Annotated in this window: 17 protein-coding genes; 5 read left to right on the top strand and 12 right to left on the bottom strand. The window is 64.8% G+C overall.

Annotated elements, in window-relative coordinates; genetic code table 11:
• Positions 1-8: 8 nt before the first annotated feature.
• Complete coding sequence (locus JW805_13935) at positions 9-1046, top strand: patatin-like phospholipase family protein (protein ID MBN2973121.1); 1038 nt, start codon at positions 9-11, stop codon at positions 1044-1046.
• Positions 1043-3427 (top strand): membrane-bound PQQ-dependent dehydrogenase, glucose/quinate/shikimate family, encoded by a 2385-nt coding sequence (locus JW805_13940; protein ID MBN2973122.1) that lies wholly within the window; start codon positions 1043-1045, stop codon positions 3425-3427. Before JW805_13935 ends, JW805_13940 begins: the two co-directional genes overlap by 4 nt.
• A gap of 184 nt (positions 3428-3611) precedes the next feature.
• On the opposite strand, the gene JW805_13945 is transcribed toward JW805_13940, so the two are convergent.
• Positions 3612-5435 (bottom strand): M48 family metallopeptidase, encoded by a 1824-nt coding sequence (locus JW805_13945; protein ID MBN2973123.1) that lies wholly within the window; start codon positions 5433-5435, stop codon positions 3612-3614.
• A 598-nt stretch (positions 5436-6033) separates the two neighbouring features.
• Between JW805_13945 and JW805_13950 the strand changes: the two genes are divergently transcribed.
• Positions 6034-6537, top strand: a complete 504-nt coding sequence (locus JW805_13950; GenBank protein MBN2973124.1) for a hypothetical protein — start codon at positions 6034-6036, stop codon at positions 6535-6537.
• A gap of 50 nt (positions 6538-6587) precedes the next feature.
• Here the strand turns inward: JW805_13950 and JW805_13955 are convergent, their stop codons facing one another.
• The 4 genes from JW805_13955 to JW805_13970 form a co-directional block, all read right to left on the bottom strand.
• The gene (locus JW805_13955) at positions 6588-7106 is read right to left on the bottom strand and encodes a hypothetical protein (protein MBN2973125.1); all 519 of its coding nucleotides are present in this window, start codon (positions 7104-7106) and stop codon (positions 6588-6590) included.
• 9 nt (positions 7107-7115) lie between these two features.
• On the bottom strand, positions 7116-7616 hold the full coding sequence (locus JW805_13960) for a hypothetical protein (protein MBN2973126.1): 501 nt from the start codon (positions 7614-7616) through the stop codon (positions 7116-7118).
• Between the two features lie 105 nt (positions 7617-7721).
• The gene (locus JW805_13965; protein MBN2973127.1) at positions 7722-8261 is read right to left on the bottom strand and encodes a hypothetical protein; all 540 of its coding nucleotides are present in this window, start codon (positions 8259-8261) and stop codon (positions 7722-7724) included.
• Positions 8258-8755, bottom strand: coding sequence for a hypothetical protein (locus JW805_13970; protein ID MBN2973128.1), 498 nt, complete (start codon positions 8753-8755; stop codon positions 8258-8260). Before JW805_13970 ends, JW805_13965 begins: the two co-directional genes overlap by 4 nt.
• A 526-nt stretch (positions 8756-9281) precedes the next feature.
• Between JW805_13970 and JW805_13975 the strand changes: the two genes are divergently transcribed.
• Positions 9282-10169: a hypothetical protein gene (locus JW805_13975; GenBank protein MBN2973129.1), complete on the top strand. Its 888-nt coding sequence runs from the start codon at positions 9282-9284 to the stop codon at positions 10167-10169.
• A 680-nt stretch (positions 10170-10849) separates the two neighbouring features.
• Here JW805_13975 and JW805_13980 read toward each other — a convergent pair.
• The 7 genes from JW805_13980 to JW805_14010 are packed head-to-tail and all read right to left on the bottom strand — an operon-like array spanning position 10850 to position 17546.
• Positions 10850-11824, bottom strand: coding sequence for an oxidoreductase (locus tag JW805_13980; protein ID MBN2973130.1), 975 nt, complete (start codon positions 11822-11824; stop codon positions 10850-10852).
• A complete protein-coding gene (locus tag JW805_13985) occupies positions 11821-13197 on the bottom strand; it encodes an NAD-dependent succinate-semialdehyde dehydrogenase (GenBank protein ID MBN2973131.1) in 1377 nt (458 codons plus the stop codon). The genes JW805_13980 and JW805_13985 overlap by 4 nt, the downstream gene beginning before the upstream one ends.
• 20 nt (positions 13198-13217) lie before the next feature.
• A complete protein-coding gene (hpaI, locus tag JW805_13990) occupies positions 13218-14018 on the bottom strand; it encodes a 4-hydroxy-2-oxoheptanedioate aldolase (GenBank protein MBN2973132.1) in 801 nt (266 codons plus the stop codon).
• A 23-nt stretch (positions 14019-14041) separates the two neighbouring features.
• Entirely contained in the window at positions 14042-14827 is a 786-nt protein-coding gene (locus JW805_13995) for a 2-oxo-hepta-3-ene-1,7-dioic acid hydratase (GenBank protein MBN2973133.1), read from the bottom strand.
• Positions 14828-14883: 56 nt separating this feature from the next.
• Positions 14884-15984: an AraC family ligand binding domain-containing protein gene (locus JW805_14000; protein ID MBN2973134.1), complete on the bottom strand. Its 1101-nt coding sequence runs from the start codon at positions 15982-15984 to the stop codon at positions 14884-14886.
• A gap of 12 nt (positions 15985-15996) precedes the next feature.
• Positions 15997-16947 (bottom strand): ornithine cyclodeaminase family protein, encoded by a 951-nt coding sequence (locus tag JW805_14005; protein MBN2973135.1) that lies wholly within the window; start codon positions 16945-16947, stop codon positions 15997-15999.
• A 41-nt stretch (positions 16948-16988) separates the two neighbouring features.
• The gene (locus tag JW805_14010; protein ID MBN2973136.1) at positions 16989-17546 is read right to left on the bottom strand and encodes a hypothetical protein; all 558 of its coding nucleotides are present in this window, start codon (positions 17544-17546) and stop codon (positions 16989-16991) included.
• A 112-nt stretch (positions 17547-17658) separates the two neighbouring features.
• Between JW805_14010 and JW805_14015 the strand changes: the two genes are divergently transcribed.
• Positions 17659-18573, top strand: a complete 915-nt coding sequence (locus JW805_14015; GenBank protein ID MBN2973137.1) for a LysR family transcriptional regulator — start codon at positions 17659-17661, stop codon at positions 18571-18573.
• Positions 18574-18610 lie beyond the last annotated feature (37 nt).

Raw genomic sequence — 18610 nt, forward strand, 5'->3', positions numbered from 1 at the left:
AGACCATCATGCCATCGTCATCGACCGAGCAGGACAGCACGGCACCGCGGATCGGCCTGGCACTCCAGGGCGGGGGTGCCCATGGCGCCTATGGCTGGGGCGTCATCGACCAGTTGCTGGAAAGCGGCGCCCGCATCGCGGCCGTCAGCGGTGCGAGCGCCGGCGCCTTGAACGGCGCCGCGCTCGTCACCGGCTTGTCGGAGGGCGGGCCCGACGGCGCCCGCGCCGCGTTGGAGCGGCTCTGGCGTACGATCGCAGATCGGTCGCCCCTGCGCGCGCTCGACTGGAGTCCCCTGGACACCTCCTGGTTGGAGCCCTGGCTCGGTCGAAGCTTCGACACGGCGAAGCTTGCAGGCCGGTATTTCCTGCCGTTCACGCCCGGCATCGCTGATATGCGCACGCTGCGGACGGTCGTGGCCGATGCGATCGACCTGGATCGGCTGCGCGATGCCGACGCTGTCCCTCTCCACGTATCGGCGACCCGTGTGACGACCGGAGCCGCAACGATCTTCGAGGGCGCCGCGATCACCCTCGATGCGCTGATGGCCTCGGCCTGCCTGCCCGACATCTTCGCGGCGGTCGAAATCGATGGGGACCTCTATTGGGACGGTGGTTTCTCGGCCAATCCGCCGCTCGAACCGCTCGTGCTCGATAATCACGTGACCGACCTGATCGTCGCGCAGATCACGCCGTTCGAAGGTGCCGCGCCCGGGCGCGATCCCGCGTCCATCGCTCGTCGTACGAGCGACATTGCGTTCAACGCCGCGCTGGTGCGCGATCTCGCCGCCTTGACCGCGGTTCAAAAGATCGCGCGCGATGTCGTCGGCGTCGATCCGCGCCTCGACGCGCTCGCGGCGATGCGGCTGCACCTGATCGCGCCGCCCGGCTCGTTGCTTTCGTCGAGCAAGCTCGACACGCGATGGTCGCAGATCGAGCGCCTGCGCGATCTCGGTCGCCACCACGCCGCGGCGTGGCTCGCGACGAACGGTCCGAGCATCGGCTGTCGCTCGACGCTCGATGCACTTCCACCGGAGCTTGCAGCATGACCCGTTTGCGACGCAGCATCTTCCTGACGCTCCAGAGTCTCGCCGGACTGCTCGGCGCCGCGATGATCGCCCTGGGCGCGTGGCTCGTGGTCCTCGGCGGCAGCGCCTATTATCTGTCTGCCGGCGCCCTGCTTCTGTTCGGAGCGGTCACCGCCTGGCGCGGGCGAGCTAAGCTCGCGGTCGGCGCAGGTGTCGCCGCGCTTGGCCTCACCCTGATCTGGTCGCTCATCGAGATCGCCGGCAAGGGCTGGATGTCGTCATGGGGGTTCGATCTCGCGGGCCGCGTGGGGCTGCTCGGCGCACTGGTGGGGGCAGCGGCGATTGCCGGCGTTGCGCCGCTTGGTCCGCGCCCGGGAAGACGGCTCGCAATCGGCGGCGCCGGGGTCCTAGCCCTCGTCGCCTGCGTGTTGGTCGCGGTCTGGGAGCGCCCGGTGGCTCCACGGGGCACGGCCCTTGTCGGCTCCGGCCCGAGCGATACCGACTGGACGGCGTTTGGAGGGACCAATGCCGGCACGCGCTTCTCCCCGGCAACGCAGATCACGCCCGCGAATGTCGCAGGATTGCGCGAGGCCTGGCGCTTCCGCACCGGCGATATGTCGGCAGGAGACGGGCGCGTCTTCTTTTCCGCCCAGAATACGCCGTTGAAGGTCGGCGACACGCTCTATGTCTGCTCGGCCCGCAACCGCGTCTTCGCACTCGATCCGGCGACGGGACGGGAGAAGTGGCGCTTCGTCCCGACGATCGCATCCCGGACGCTCGAATCGGCCTTCTCGGTCGCCTGCCGCACGGTGGGCTATCATGCCGCAGCCGGTGCCGATCCAACCGCGTCGTGCAGCCGCCGCGTCTTCGTCGCCGTCGCCGATGGCCGACTGATCGCACTCGACGCTGCAACCGGGCGTCGTTGTAGCGGCTTCGGCCGCGACGGCACCGTGGATCTGACGATGGGCATGGGTCTGAGCGAACCCGGCCACGCATCGAGCAATTCCGGGCCGGCCGTCATTGGCGATATGGTCGTCGTCGGCCAGCAGGTTAGCGACAATCAACGCCGCGACGCACCGTCCGGCGTGGTGCGCGCCTATGACGCGACTACAGGCGCGTTGCGCTGGGCGTGGGATGCCAAGCGCCCCGATGCGCGCGCGCCGCTCGCCAGAGGCGCGACGTGGCCCAAGGGTACGCCCAATGTGTGGAACGTGATTTCGGGCGACGCGACGCTTGGCCTGGTGCTTCTGGCGACGGGGAACGCCGGCAACGACCATTGGGCCGGCAACCGCGATCCGGAGGATGACCGCTACAGCAGTGCCGTCGTCGCCGTCGACCTCCAGACCGGCGCGACGCGTTGGGCATTCCGGACGGTCGAACACGACCGGTTCGACTATGATCTGGGCGCACAGCCGGTGCTGCTGACGATGCCGATCGATGGCGAACGGCGCAGCGTCGTGGTTCAGGCGACGAAAACGGGGTCGATCTTCCTTCTCGATGCAAGGACGGGGCAGCCGCTCGCGCCGGTGGCATATCGCCCCGCCCCGGGCGGTGGCATGCCGGGCGAACAATTGTCGCCGGTGCAACCACAGTCCGTAGCGTTTCCCAACCTGTCCGGTCGCCCCGGCTCCGACCCCGAACGGCTCGATGCACGTCATAGTTGGGGGCTTACGCCTCTCGATGCGGCGCTGTGCCGGATCCAGTTCCACCGCATGCGGTACGACGGCATCTACACGCCGCCGACCGACAAGGGCCTGGGCACGCTTTTGTTTCCCGGCACTGTCGGCGGAATGAATTGGGGCGGGATTGCCATCGACTTGAATCGGGGCGTGATCATCAGCAACCACAGCCGCTTGCCAAATCGCGTCCAGCTTATCCCGCGCGCGCAGGTTTCCGACCCGCCGATCGGCGATGGCGGACGGCGCCCCGACCAGGCGGTCGCTCCGCAAAAGGGCGCGCCTTATGGCGTCGACCGACCGATGTGGCTGTCGCCGCTCGGCGTTCCCTGCATCGCCCCGCCCTGGGGTTATATCGCCGCGACCGATCTGAGAACGCGACAGCTGCTGTGGTCGCAACCGCTCGGAACCGGACGCGACACCGGCCCCTTGGGTGTGCCGTCTGGCCTGCGCATCGTCATCGGCACGCCCAACCTGGGCGGGGCCGTAACGACGGCGAGCGGTCTGGCGTTCATCGCAGCCGCACAGGACAATTATCTGCGCGCCTTCGAAACGAGCAGCGGGCGCCTCCTGTGGTCGGCGCGCCTTCCCGCAGGCGGCCAATCCTCCGCCATGACGTACATGCATCGCGGGCGGCAATATGTGGCGATCAGCGCAACCGGCCACGCCCGCTTCGAAACAACGGTAGGAGATACACTAATGGTCTTCGCCCTCCCCCAATCTTGACCTTTTCAGGCGCTGATCATCCCTGGATTAGCGGCGAAAGATCCGAAGAAAGCCGGTGCGACGCGCTCAACGTACAGTTCTTCCAGCGGTGCCGATCACGACGGTTTGACGGCGCGGTGCAGGGATTCGGAAGATGGGGTGCGTTTGGGCCTCCGATTGAATCGGACTGGGGACGATTGAATTCTTATGCTCGGATCACGCCAGTCGTAAATTGCTTCAAACGCTTCGTCAGCCAACGCCGCTTATTGCAATGCTGAATGCCGATTAGATCACCAGCGGGCAGCATGGCATCGAGAAGGGCGTCCAGCACCTCGGTGCCGGTAACGTTACGCTGAGTCGCGAAAACGAAGACGATCTGCTGCCCGTTTGCCAAGTCACGCACGCTTGCGAGAAGCCACTTCACACCAGCGATACCGGCCGTCAATCGGATTAACTCATCCTGCTTCTCGGCTTCGAGTGCACGAAGTGCGGTAGACTCCTCAATGGTCGAGGATATCCGCCGCACCTCCTGTTCGGCTGCAATAGCCGCATCTAGCTGGGGCTCGAATGTCTCAATAAGCTGTTCCCGTCCCGTAGCGTACCCGTAGCGAACGATGCGTTCGAGTGCCGCGGTCAATAATCCAGGCTCGCCGCGTGCCGCCTCGAGCAAGGATGCAACACCTGCTTCGTTGCCTGAATCGAGCAACGCGTCACCATGTCGGAAGCGCGAGCCATGTGCGTCGGGAAATCTTTCCAGGATTGTAGCAAAGGCATCGGCGCCCTGTTGAGGACCATCGATTACTTCCACCAACTGTGCGAGCCGGTGCTGTCCTTCATAATCGAGTCCCTCGCCCCCGGCATGGTCCTCCAGCGCCTGCCGTTCCGCCCCCAAGCTCTGACGGCCATCAAATTCTTCGGTCCAGCTTTCGTCGGCGCTGTCGTGCCATTCAGCGTCAAGTCGATCGGTGACAACAGGCAAAGCCGGGCCGAGCAGCACGGCGGCGGCGGATTCCGCAAATGGCGGCGGCAACTGCGGCACCACATTCAGTGCGGAAAGCCGCTGGGACAGAGACGGATGCGTATCGTCGAGATCTCGTTGCCGGGTAAGAGCTCGTGCCAGCACATCGGAGGCAGTCTCATCCGGTGGAGTGAACACGATCTCACCAAGCAGCCGATACGGCGACGAGGGCGGGTCGGGCCGCTCCACTGCCTGCGTCCAGATTAATGACCAGCCTTCTTGCCAGCGCGCGCTTTGATACGCGATCCTGATCAAGGCGTTGCCCATGCTGGCAGCCCCAACGATCCTTGCAGCAAGCGCATCCGCCTCATACTCTTGCCGACGCGCGAGCACGAAGCTGTAGGCAGCAAACCAAGGGCCGTACCAGCGGAAAAAGCGCCGCAGCCCGCCAGCCACGATGCCGCGGGAAAGCCGCTCACCTAACTGGGACCACCGCATACGGATATGGTAGATGAAAGATGCTGTCCGACCATGAGCGCCAGCGAAATGGCCTATTTCATGCGCAATGACGGCCTCGACTTCTTCAGGCGCCAGAGCCTGAAGCAAGGGTAAACCGAGGAAGAGAATGTTGCGGGATGGCAGAAACAAGAACCGAGGATATTGCGTAATCGCCGCGTTCATTTCGCCGGTGATACGGACTTCGTGGATGCGAGGCCCCTCGGTCGCGGACCGCAAGGCGTGGATGGATTGGTGCAAGCGCGGCGCCTCCGTTCCATCAATTGCGATGCCGTCCGGCCGTGGCCATTCGACACGCAGCGCCAGGATCAAACTCAACGCAACGGTACCGATGGGGATCAACAACTTGATCCCGCCGGCCGCTGCGCCGGGATGCGCCGCCAGAAACACGATGATCCCGAGAATAAGGCCGAAGAACAGGACCAGGATGGCAGCAAGCACGACATAGCCGAGCATTCCCGCTGCCAGCACACGGAAGCCATGAGTGCGCGGGCTGTCCGCAGCCAGAAGCTCAAGTCGCTCAATCATCGGCGCAAAGCGCTGCTCCAGCACCACGGCTCGGCCCCATTCGTTCGAATCAACATCCTCTACCCGAATTGACCGCATACCTGCCGCCCCACTGCACCATCGAACCTGAATTGCAGGACAATGTCGCTTGCTTTCGTGCTCGTCTAGCGCTCGGCCAAGGTTGTCCACCAAGGAACAATTTCGCGCGTTAGCTGCGTCCGATCCGATGCCGCGGGGCAGAAATATGACCGACGTCCGGGTGTCGGGGCGAGCCTGCCTTATCCCAAAGACACTCGTTCGTTGCAGCCAACGAGGATGCCCCTTGTCCGGCCGAGACGCCGGATAAGGGCATAAGCCGTAGCGGACCTGCGGATGGTCTGTCGCGGCGTATCGAGAGCGTGGCGGTGTACGCGTGCCGATAGGTGTTGCCCCAAGCGGCTGCGACGCCGGTGGGGGCGCTGGGAAGCGGACAAATGACGAAAACAGGCACAAAAACAGCCCCGGGAATTCTCGGGACGGTTTGGTTGCTGAATATGTTGGTTGCGGGGACAGGATTTGACCGCTGTCGAACCCGCATTTCGCTTAGAGGAACAACGACAGCGAGAGTCGTAAGGGCCGCCATCGCCAACCACAATAGGGAGGTAAAGTGATGGACGACGAAGAATACAACGTGCCCAGCTATTCGGATTTCTTCCAGAAAGAATACGATCGGCATCTTGAGGAGATAGAGGCCGAGGAGCGCAAGCTTCGCATCGCCATGACCGAGGCTGATCAGCATGCCGGAATTCGCGCGCGCTCGCTCAACGGAACGACCACCTCACCGACGGTCAAGGTGCGCAATCTCAAACGTCGGATCATTGAGAAGCTTGAACGGCTCACCAAGCTCAGCAAGGAAATGTCGCCGATCGTCCTCGGCCTACGTCTCGACGAAATCGAACTGGCGCTGCTCATGCACGGTCAGCGCCGGATGGCAGCCGAGGACTGGCGACGGATCGCCGACGGCAAGGTATATGAAGGCGCGAAGTTCTTCCTCGATATGCTCTACAAGAATCATCACATTGACGCCTATGCGCTCGGCTCGTTCAACCAGGCCGAGGTCAACGCCGTCGCGAAAGAGCTCCGCAAGATCGTTGAAAAACGAAAGCGCTGAGGCCTTTGCCGTTTTGGGCACCATCTCCCCTTCGAAATAGGCGTGACTACCTACTTCTCGCCCCACAGCGCCAAGCGCTGTTCGGACACCCCGCGCGCAACCCCAGTTGCGCGTTCGGTAGCGTCGCGAAACGGCATTGCATCGCTCGGGATCAGCGTGGTCTTGCCGATGATCGCGGCGGGCGCGCCGCGTGCCATCGGGACCAGTGCCGGCATCCGGTCCGGCAAGGTCCAGAACAGCAGGTCGGACACGTGTTCTGTGCGGTCCTGCTCAACGAACAACACGTCATAGCGCATTGCCCGGGTCGCATGATTAGGGCGGATGCTGACGACCAGCACGTCGGCATCCATCGCGCGCGCGACTGCCTCCGCCGCGCCAAGCGCGGGCACGACTGGCCCTGCCGCACCGGTCACGACGAGCCGCATTGACGGCAGGTGCAGGCAGCCGCGCGGCAACGGCGAATTGGGCGCCGGTTCGAGTACGACAGGCGGAGTGAGATGCGGCAGCAGCCCGAGCATTGCGCGGACGACGGGCGAGGCGATGTGGAGCTGCTCGATGAGGGCGGTCATGGCCAGGCCTCACTGCGGCAGCTTGGTGACGACGATCTGGCCGCGGACGTCGACGTCATCGCACACCAACCGCGCGAGCCGGCGCGCGGCATAGGCAACGCCTTCACCGACCAGCGCGGCAGGCTTGGTGTGGACATGAATAATCTCGTCACGCGCGACCCTGAAGTGTCCCCGCGCCAGCGGGTTCGGCAGGAGCACCGCAAACCTGTCGTCCGGGCGCTGCGCGAGCCGGCATCCGCGATGCACATGGCACCCGTCAGCACGCGGTGCGGCGATGATGATATCTCGCAGCACCGGTATCTCGCGATCCAATGAGAAGTCGAGATGGATGAGGTCGTTGCCGCTGGCATGCGCGAGCTCGGCAATGCGCAGCACGCCGGCGTCATTCAGCACCTCGCCTGCGGTCATCGCCAGCCCGCGACCCATGATCGTCTTGCCTAGGATCATGCGGGTGACCGCGGTGACGTGACGGCGCATATGGTCGGTGGCGGCAGCAGTGATATCGGTCATTTGGCAGGTTCCTTTTTCATCCCCGTCATCGGGGACACCCACCTCTTTCCACTCACCCTCCGGCCTTGAGGGCGTGGCCCGGCCAGCCGGCCGGGCCACCGGTCCCTACCCCCGCCCAGGCGCGACGATCTCGCGCCATTCGGCAGCTAGCGTGGCCTTGTCGAGCATCACGAACGGGCCGAACTCCTGGTGCAGTTCGCGCACCGGAGCGAGGAGGTGCACATGCGGCTTATGCTTGCGCGCGGCCAAGGCCGGCACATGGTGCACCATCACTACCGCGAGGTTTCGCGCGTTGAAGCTGCCGCGTGCGAAACACCTTGCCAGCTCCCATGCGGAATGATGGGTCAGGCCGCGGTTGAACCGCACCGTGGTGATGCTCAGCAGGTCCTGCTGCCGCGGCAGATGTTGCGCTTCGTAAGTCCGCACCAGCGCCACCAGCTTGCGAAGCGACGTCGGGGCATGGTCGGGCAACAGCACCTCGTGGTCATAGGCATCGATTACGCCAGAGCGGTGCGGCGACAGCCGCCGCACGATCGCGCGCTCAACCGTGTTGGCGCGGCCGGCATGCTCGCTACGGATGATGCCGTGGCTGAGGTCGATACCTTCGCCGACCGGACCCGACGCCGGGCTATAGTCGAGGCTCACGAGCGAAGCTCCCGGACCTGTCCGGCACCATCGGCGAAGCCCGCGATGGTGGTCCGGGCCTGTTCCGTGGCGGCCGCGACTGCAATGGCATCGGCGGTCGGCAGACGCTTGGCCAAGCGCAGGCCACGAGCACCGAGCGAGAGCCAAACATGGTTGTCGTCGGACCGCAGCCAGAGCGTGTTGCCGAACTGCAGCGGCGCCAAGCCGCGCAGCGTCCGGAAACCGTTGACGATCCGCATTGCGACATCCACGCAGACACCGCCGTCACGGCGCCAGGTGACCAACGCAACCTCAGCGTTGTGATGCGCGGCGAGCGTGGTCAGCTGGCCGCTCTCGAGCCGCATCGTGTGCGGGGCGGCAAGCATTACCAGCGGCGGATTGGCATAGCGCACACCCGACAGGGGCAAGCGGTGAATGAGCGGAATCGGTGCGGCACCGGCCAGCGGCGCGGACAGGTATCGCAGGCATGCCGCGGTCATGGGATCGACGATCATCAAAGTCTTTCAGGCTCGAGAATGGGCGACGACCTGCCGCCCATGAGCCTTTCCTTTTCTGGGCAGGCTCGACCCTGCCCTTCCCTGCTCAGCGACTGTGTCGCATCCGGCGACTCGAGGGCACTTACCCGAGCGCGGTCCTGCCTTCCGGAGCCATGCCACAGCCATGGTGGAGGACCCGTCGGCGCTCTGCGCCGACGCCCCCTCGCGCCCGAGCGTCAGCCGAGACGCGAGCGCGAAATAGTAAAGTTCGGGGGCTCCCCAACTTTACGGTATTGCGCCTTTTCAGAACGGTATGCCAAAGTTCAATCTTTGGCACACCCCTTGGGGCCAATCCGACGGGGATTGGGAAAACTCGGACATAGCTGGCTGCCTCGGCAGGCGCATGCTACATACTATGCCAGAGTTTTGTAGAACACTGCCTTTCTCGTCGGCTAGCGCGCCCACCGGAGCGCTTCCCGGCGGAGGCCGATCGCCGGTTGCGGGCCTGCCGGTTCAGGTTCGGCCAGCCCGAAACACAGAGGAGATGGACGCGGTGACAAAGGGGTCAACGGGGTCGGAAGACCGGGCAGCCGGCGGTGGCGAAACCATCGAGATCGATGCGGCCGGCAAGGTGCTTCAGGACATCATCGCGCTGGCGCTCGACGCTCGCGGCGACGTCGCGCCGGACGCCGCTAGCCTGCTCGGACTGCGCCGCGAGGCCAGCCGCGATACCGAGCTGCGCAAGCTGGTCGCGGCGGTCGCGCCGCGTCACATCAACCCAAAGCTCTGGCTGCGCTGGATGGCCGGTGGGGAGGAGCCGTACGCGCCCGCCCGGCTCGGCCGCGCGGGGTCCGACAGGCACGCCTCGGGGCGCATCATGGACCGCGCCAGCGACCGCATCGAGACGCAGCGCGACCGCCGCGACAAGGCGCGAGCCAAGCTCGAACAGGCACAGCGCGAACTGGACATTGAGGAGCGTGCGCTGGTCACCGCACAGGCCATGGACAACGCCATCGTGCAATGGGTGGTGAGCGAGCATTTGGCCAGAATTATCGGACCGGTCTTTGCGATGGGTCCGGCGTGGACGCTTATGCGGATCTGCAGCGCGCATGTGTCCGATAAGGACGTCGCCGACGAGCTCGCCGAGGTCGATCCGGAGAACCACGATGCGCTGACCAAGATGCTGTTCAACGACCGCGCCGAGATGTCGACACGCATCCTCGACGCGCTCGACCTGTGGTCCGGTCATGCCGAGTTCGAGCACGCCGTCCGGCTCGCGCTCGACGACGTCGTCAAGCAGTTCGCCGACCGCACCGACGAGCGCATCATGCAGCGGGAGTTTGTGCGCTCGGCCGACCGCATGGCGGACAGCGCACGGCCCTCTGCCGCGATGGATCGCGACGGTGTACTGGACGGGTTTGGCAGGGACTAGCCGCATTAGAATAGCGCCAGAACTGCGGTCCCCGATGTCAGGAATTGGGCCGTCAGCAGACTGGCGGGTATCGGGCAGTGCCGGAGCAAAGCGGACCTTCGTTCAGCAGGCTGCCAAGCCGCAAAGACCCAATCCCGGTCGTTCAGACCGCCATCTCCGCTCCCCAACTTCCGCCATTTATTTATGTTTTGGAGCGGGTTCGAGGCTCAGGCGGCTCCCGGTGTTAAACGGCGAGATTTGGGACAAACCCGTCGTTCCGATGCCGCAGTTTAAGCGTCGGCTCTTGTTGGAACCCGACGTTCAGCGCCTGTCGTGCGGCGCGGCGTAACGACTTAATTTGGGCCGGTTGCCGACTGGCAGCTTTCGGTCGACCGACGCACTGTAGCTGCCACTGCCAATCAATATCTTCGGTCGGCCGCTTCGCGACCAATATGCGCCGTTTGATGATTAAGCGTTCGAAGGTTGCCTCTGTCGAAACCTGCCGCCCGCACGATCCTCCGCGCGCCGACTGCAACGCGACCCAAACCCGGCCAGTGGAAGTAATGCAGTTCAATCTAAAGCGGTCGAGGGGCAACGTTTGTTCGTGGATCAGATGGCGACCCGGTCGCTATTCACGATTGCGCAAGAGGTTCGAACGCAGCTGTCTAGCCCACCAATGCGGTCCGCAATGAGTCCGCAGTCTAGATATCCAAGACCAGCCGAGCGGATTGCGAGCCCGAGCAGCACACCATCATGCGATCGTTGGCTGCTTGCTCGTCGGGCGTCAGCACGGAATCGCGATGATCGGGAATGCCTTCCAGCACCCTGCATTCGCAGGTTCCACAGATACCTTCGCTGCATGAATAGGCGATGTCGATATTCGCGGCGAGCATGGCGTCGAGAATACGCTGGCCCTGCTCGACCCTGAATTCGACACCCGACCTGACGCACACCACATTATAGCCGCCTGCCAGAGCTGCTGCCTCCTTCGCGGCGAAATATTCGACATGGACGTGGTTGCCCGGGCGTCCGACCTCCGCCGCGGCGATTTCAAACGCCCGCAACATTGGATTGGGTCCGCAACAATAAAGATGCGCGTGCTGGGGGGTGCTCGTTATGACTTGTGCAAGGTCGAGCATCCGGCCGCCCGGTTCTTGGTCGAAATTGAAGTGGACGCGCCCTGACCGCGCCGATTCGAGCGCCTCCAGCCGCTCACGAAACGCGCATTTGCTCCGTTCGCGGCAGCTATACCAAAGTTCCCACGACCGTCCGAGGCTTTCGAGCCTTTGAATCATGCAGAAGATCGGCGTGATGCCGATACCGCCGGCGAAGAACGCGACATGCCCGGCATCCTCGACCAACGGAAAGTGGTTGCGCGGCGCGGAGATGGCGATGCGATCGCCCGGCTTCAGCGTGCCGTGGATCAGTTTCGACCCCCCGCGACTGGCGGGATCGCGGTTGATCGCGACGACGTAGCGGTCGCGATCGTCTTGCGAATTACAAAGCGAATAGCTGCGCGACACTCCGTTGCCAAGGTGCAGGTCGATATGCGCGCCGGCGGTGAACGGCGGCAGCGCCCGGCCATCGGCGCTGCGAAACTCCCAGGAGCAGATCCCATCCGCCAAGCGTTCGACGGCGACGACCAACGCGTCGATATGATCGACCTCGTACCTCACGGCCGTACCCAGCGCAGCTGTATGTTGCAGAACTCGCGCAACCCGAAATGCGAGAGTTCGCGGCCGTAGCCGCTGTGCTTCACGCCGCCAATCGGCACTCGCGGGTCCGACGCTGACATGCCGTTCACGAAGACCGCGCCGGTCTCGATCCGCCGCGCCAGCCGGTCAGCGGTTTCGATATCCGCAGTCCACAACGACGCCGACAGGCCAAAATCGCTGTCGTTGGCAATGCGTACGGCGTCCTCGGCATCTTTGGCGGCGATGATCGCGGCGACGGGTCCGAACGTCTCTTCGCAGCAGACAGGCATGTCGCGGGTCACATCGACAAGGACGGTGGGCGGGTAATAGGCGCCCGGCCCTTCCGGGATCTCGCCGCCGAGCAGCCGCCGCGCACCCATTGCCACGCTGCGGCTCACCTGGCCGTGCAGATCGGAACGGGCGCCCACTCGCGCCATCGGGCCCATCTGCGTGTCGGGATCCAGGGGATCGCCGCACCGGATCCCGCGCACCGCCTCGACGAACCTGGTGACGAACGCTTCCATGATCGGGGCGGCGACGATGATCCGCTTCGCCGCGATGCAAACCTGCCCGCAATTGTCGAACCGCGCTTTCACAGCCGCGGCGACGGCGAGGTCGAGATCGGCATCGGCGAGGACGATGAAAGGATCGGATCCGCCCAGTTCGAGCAGAGACTTCTTGATGTGGCGCCCGGCCTCCGCAGCCAGCGAAGCGCCCGCTGCGACACCCGCGGTGACGGTGACGCCGACGATGCGCGGGTTGGCGAGGAGGCCGGTGACCATAGCGCGATCGGCGTGGACAACGCCGAACAGGCCCTCGGGAAAGGCAGCCGCTCGGAAACATTCGTCGAGCGCACGGGCGCTGCCCTGAACATTGTCAGCGTGCTTGAGCAGAAAGCCGTTGCCTGCGCACATGATCGGCACGGCGGCGCGCAGCACCTGCCAGATCGGGAAATTCCAGGGCATCACGCCCAGCACCACGCCGAGCGGGAGATAGCTGGTGATCGCCGTGCCATCGCCTCCGACGTCGGGCGTCTCGTCGGCGAGTAACCTTGACAAGTTGTCGGCGTACCAGCGCGCTAGCCGCGCGCATTTTTCGATCTCTGCGCCCGCAGCGGTTATCGGCTTGCCCATTTCGAGCGTGATCAGCCGGGCGAGAGACTCGCGCCGCGCCTCCAGCATATCAGCCAGGCGGCGAAAGGCCTGCGCGCGCCGATCGACGCTGGTGGTCCGCCAATCGGCGAAGGCCGCGTCTGCCGCTGCCACCACTCTCTCCAGCGAAGGCCCGTCGAGCGCGGGGTGACGCGCGATTTCCTCGCCGGTGGCGGGATTGATCGAGATTGCCTCGGTCCGCATGTCGATCGGCTTCCTGACTTTCAATAGACGCTGGGAGGGCACGTGCTCGCGGCCTGCGCGGGCGTCTCGCGGAAGCGTGCGGCCAGCGCCTCCGCCCCCCGCGCGAGCAACGTGACATCGGTGCCGACCGCGACGAAGCTGGCGCCGAGCGCGAAATAGCGACGCGCCGCCTGTTCGTTGGCGATCAGCATGCCCACCGGCTTGCCGACAGTGCGCACGGCGGCGATGCCTGCTTCGATCATCGCCTGCACCTCGGGATGCATCGGATCCCCGAGATGGCCGAGATCGGCGGCGAGATCCGACGGACCGATGAAGACGCCGTCGACGCCCTCGACACGCGCGATCGCGTCGATATCGGCGAGCGCCGCGCGGCTCTCAACCTGGACGAGCAGGCAGATTTCGGCCGCGGCCACCTGCAGATAATTGTCATGTCGGTTCCAGCGGCTAGCGCGCCCGATCGCGGAGCCCACGCCGCGAATGCCGTTGGGAGGATAACGGGTGGCACGAACCATCGCCGCCGCGGCACCAGCGTTCTCGATCATCGGCACCAGCAGCGTCCGCGCACCGAGATCGAGATATTGCTTGACCAAGACGGCGTCGCCGGCTGGCAGGCGTACTACCGGCTCGACCGGATAGGCGGCCGCCGCCTGCAACTGCGCCAGCACCGATCGCAGGTCGTTCGGTGCGTGTTCGCCGTCGATCAGCAACCAGTCGAAGCCGGCACCGGCACAGATCTCACAGCAATATGAGGAAGCCAGAGCCTGCCAGAGGCCGATCTGCGCGCGACCTTCGCCGATCGCCTGCTTGAAGGAATTGTGCATGACCTCCCGATCCTGCGCCGGTCTCATAGGAATCGGCAGGAAACGCTGCCGAAGCCGCCGAAATCCCCCAGGAAGCGGCTACCCGGCGGAGCCTCAACGGGACGGATGAACGACCCCGACAGCACGATCTGGCCCGCCTCGATGCAATCGCCACGGGTCGCCAACCGCTCCACCAGCCAGGTGAGCGAAGTCAGGGGATCGCCGAGCACGCCGGCGCCAAGGCCGGTCTCTTCGACCTCGCCATTGCGCGACACCACGGCGCCAACGAAACGCAGATCGATGCCGGTGAGATCGCGGACCGGCTCTCCCATTACGATGCCGCCGTTGGCTGCGTTGTCCGCGATCGTGTCGCATATGGTGCGCGGCCGACCGTTGTGCGGATCTAGCCGGGTAATGCGCGTATCCAGAATCTCCAGCGCGGGTGCGATATAATCGGTCGCGGCGAGGATGGCTTCGGGCGACGCGCGGGCTGGGTCGATCGTCTCCTTCATCACAAAGGCGATCTCGGCCTCGACCCGCGGTTGGATGAAGCGCCCGGCCGGAATATCGGCACCGTTGGCAAAAGCCATGCTGCGCAGCAGCACGCCCGAATCGGGTATGTCGATCGACAGCGCGGCCTGCATTGCCTTTGAGGTAAGCCCGATCTTCCAGCCGATCGCCGGATCACCCGCCGCACGCTTCATCCGCACCCACGCCGCCTGAACGGCATAGGCGTCGTCCATCGTCATCCCCGGATAGGTCTCGCTGAGCAGGCGGATCTGGCTTCGGTCGCGCTCGGCCGCCGCCAGAGCGTTGGCCGCATCGGCGATCGCCGCATCGTCGAGCGTGACGCCGCCGAAATCGTCGATGCGGCGCGTCTGCGCCATCAGCCCGCCACCGTGGCGCGATTGGTGGCAAAGCCCTCCTCAGCCCCCAGCAGCGCCGGCGGCTCCTTCAGACTTTCCTGCCACAGCAGCGATTCCATCGCGATGTTGAGCGGCTGATCCTGAATGGTCAGCTCATATACCGGCTCGTCGTAGCTGGCATGGTTATGGACCGACCAGCCGGGCGCGGAAAGCATCAGATCGCCGGCCTTCCACTCATAGGTCTTGCCCTCGACGGTCGAGCGGCCCGAACCGGAGAAATAATAGTTCACTGCCGCGGACGAATGGCGGTGCGGGCGATCGACGATCTTGGGCGGACGCACGGTCATCGTCGCGAAAAAGTTCGGCGTCGTGCCGTTGGTGCGCCCAGTCATCGGATTGTAGAGCAGGTACAAGCGGCGGCCGATATAGTCCTTGCCGAGCGCCTCAAGCTTGTCGAGATGCTCCTTCACCTGCTCCCAAGGCCAATATAGCGCGGGGCTGGTGACCGAAGGTGGATTGATCAGCCGCTCATATGGCATCAGCCAGGCGCCTTCCTCGGTGAGCTGGAAAGTGCCATATGGGCTGGTGCGGCGATTGTCCTCGGCCTCGCCCTCGCCACCTTCCTCGCGGTCGATGGACTTCAACATCGGCAGGGGGTTTTCCTCGACGACATGAATGTTGAGCATGTCGAGCAGCGCGCCGTTGGAATAAGTGAGCCGCGCATAAACTTGTTCGCTGTTATTCTTGTGACGATAGATCCGCATCGACGGCGTGTTCCATACGTCGTGGAGCGCGGTAACACGGCGCTGACCGCTGATCTCGGTCTCGCCCTCACCGCGGATGACGAAATTCACCTGCGTTGAATTCTGCCGGAAGGTCGCCGTCTCCTCACCCGGCAGCAGGACGTCGAGTGCGACTTCGATGCCAGGTGCAAGGCCGTTGGAACGGCGATTCATCGGATGACGGAAATAGGATCGGCGGCGGCCATTGGCCGGTTGCGGAAGCGCGGCGAGGCGCGAGATCTCGGCATCGATCTCCGCCTTGGAGATGACGATCGGCTCCCAGGGTGCGTCCTTTTCCGGAATCGAGCCGGTGGCATCGACGAATACGCTGCTGCTCATGCGAAAATCCTTCTATTGGTCCAGCGTCAGGCGCGGCGCGTGGCGGATGGCCGTGGGAATGGGGCGGCCGAGCCCGGCCTCACGCGAGCGTCGGAAAATCTCGATGCCGAGCGCGAGATCGGAAATGCCCATGCCCATCGCCTTGAAGACGGTCAGATCGGTATCGGCCGGCCGCGCGCTGTCGTGCGCGACCAGCGCGGACAGCGGATGAAGCCGCGCCCACTGCCTTTCGTCGTCACCGAACGCGGTCATGAATTCCTGGCTGAGCTTGCGCACTTGGGGAACGGAGTCCGCGCCGACGATGGTCGCGCGTTCAAGCAGGGAGGGCTCGAACTCCACCCGCTCGGGCGTGATCGCACCGACAGCGTTCAAGTGCACGCCGCGCGCCAGCATGCCCCGCGTAATGACCGGCGCGCGCGCTCGCGTCACCAGAGTGACGATGTCCGAGGCGTCCAGCGCCTCGTCGAGCGCCTGGGTGGCGATCGCCTCGATACCTAGCCTCTGCTCGATCCTGGCGGCAAGCGCCTCGCGATTGGCCGCCGTCGGGCTCCACACCGTCACACGGTCGAGCCGCCGCACTGCCGCGACTGCGGCGACCTGAGTGATGCTTTGCTTGCCGGCACCGATTATCGCCAAGCGCGATGCGTCGGGCCGGGCCATCACGTCGGTGCCCACGCCGCTGATCCCGCCCGTGCGCATCTGACCGAGCGCAAACGCCTCGATCAGCGCGACGATCGCTCCGGTGCCCGCGTCGAGCAACATCAACAGGGGCATCGCACCTCCCGCCGTATGGGCCCAGGTCTTCGCGCCGACAATGTTCCAGCCTTCGAACACAGCGCCGATCGCGTGCAGCGTAGAGCCGTTCGCCCAGGTGGCGTGGGTCTTCACCATGTTGCTCGCGCGGCCAGCAGCCTCTTCGCGAAGCCCGGCGCGCAGGGCGTCGATCGCCTCGGGTAGCGCCATGACCGAGACGACCTCGGCCTCGGAGATCCAAATTCCCTGGGTCAAGCGCTGCGCTCCGCGAATATCGACGGCACCGGCGGCGTCAGTTCCAAACCGTTCACAATCATTGCGTGGGTGATGTAGCGACCGACCAGGAACATGACGGCGATCGTCTGTTCCGGCCCGATCGCATCGATTAACGCCTCCCGCTCGGCCGAGACGCCCCTGCCGCCGCGCTCAACCATCGCCATGACGAAGCGCTGAACGGCGCGCTCCGCGTCCGAAAGGGAGGGGGCGTCCTGCGGCGACAGCAACTCGACGGCCGCCACCCATTCCTCGCCAAAGCCCAGTTTTCTTGCCAGCCGCTCGTGCTGATGAAGTTCGTACCGGTTGTCGAACAGCTTCGCGACGGTCAGCGCGCCGGTTTCGGTCAGCCGGTCGGGCAAAGCCTTTTTCAGCGCCTCGGTCATCTCCATGAACGGAGCCAGCACGCCAGGCTGCACACCGGTGCATTTGAAGAACTCGCCCAGATAGCCGAGTCGATCGACCCGCGCCCGCAGCACATCTTGCACGCGCGGCGCCAGAGCGTCGAATTCCATCCGTGCGATGCGACTGTTCACGTCCCGCGATCTCCTCGTCCGCGACACATAATCTGAGCTTTGGCGCTTCAGCTGAAATACATTATGAGACCGATCGTCATACCTGAGAGATATCACCGTGGACCTTCGTCAAATGCGATATTTGATTGCTGTCGCTGAGGAGCTGAACTTCACCCGGGCCGCGCAACGATGCCACGTTTCGCAGCCTCCGCTCAGTCGGGCGATCCGCGAGCTGGAAAGTGAAATCGGTGCGCGCCTGTTCGATCGCGACAAGCACCATGTCGCGCTGACCCCTGCCGGCACGGTATTCGTGGCCGACGCACGCAAGGCTTTGGAGCTTTTGGACGACGGATCGGAGCGCGCGCGCCGCGCCGCGCAGGGGCTGAGCGGAATACTTAATATCGGATTCGGCGGATCGACAGTCTACGCGCTGGTCCCCGCGCTGGTACGACGCTTCCGCGAGACCACTCCCGAAGTCGAGATCGTCTTCCACGCCATGTCGGTACTTCACCAGATCGAGGCGCTGCGCTCAGGCGAGATCGATGTCGGTATCGTCAGGCTGCCGATTTTCGACGAGTTGATCGAGACGCGCTTCGTCTACAGCGAGCCCCTGATCGTTGCGCTTCCACTTGGCCATCCGCTGCTCGACCACAGCGGCGCGATCGGAATTGACGCCCTCGATTCGAGTGGCTTCGTCGCCTATGAGCCGACGCGCGGTTTCAATGTCCATGCGGATCTGCACGCGCTTTGCCGGCTCGCGGGCTTCGATCCGACGATCGAACACGAAGCGCCCACGACCGAGGCCGTGATCGGCATCGTCGCATGTGGCGAGGGCGTCGCGATCGTCCCGGCCTCGGCCGAGCGGCTGCGGATGCGGGGCGTGGCCTTTCGTCCGCTACAGCCGCCGCCGCAGGCGCCGGGCCTTGCCGACGTCCGTTTCGGCCTCGCCTGGCGGCACAAGCAGGCGAGCGCGACGACGATGCAATTCGTGGAAACGGTGACCGCCGCGCTTCCCGCGATGGGGAAAGGCGGCGGTCAAGACTTCTGAAATGCTGCTGGAGCCCGCCTCGGGCGGGCGCCACCGC

Origin of the sequence: Roseomonas aeriglobus (assembly GCA_016937575.1) — a bacterium.
In the GTDB taxonomy this organism is placed as follows: domain Bacteria; phylum Pseudomonadota; class Alphaproteobacteria; order Sphingomonadales; family Sphingomonadaceae; genus Sphingomonas; species Sphingomonas aerigloba.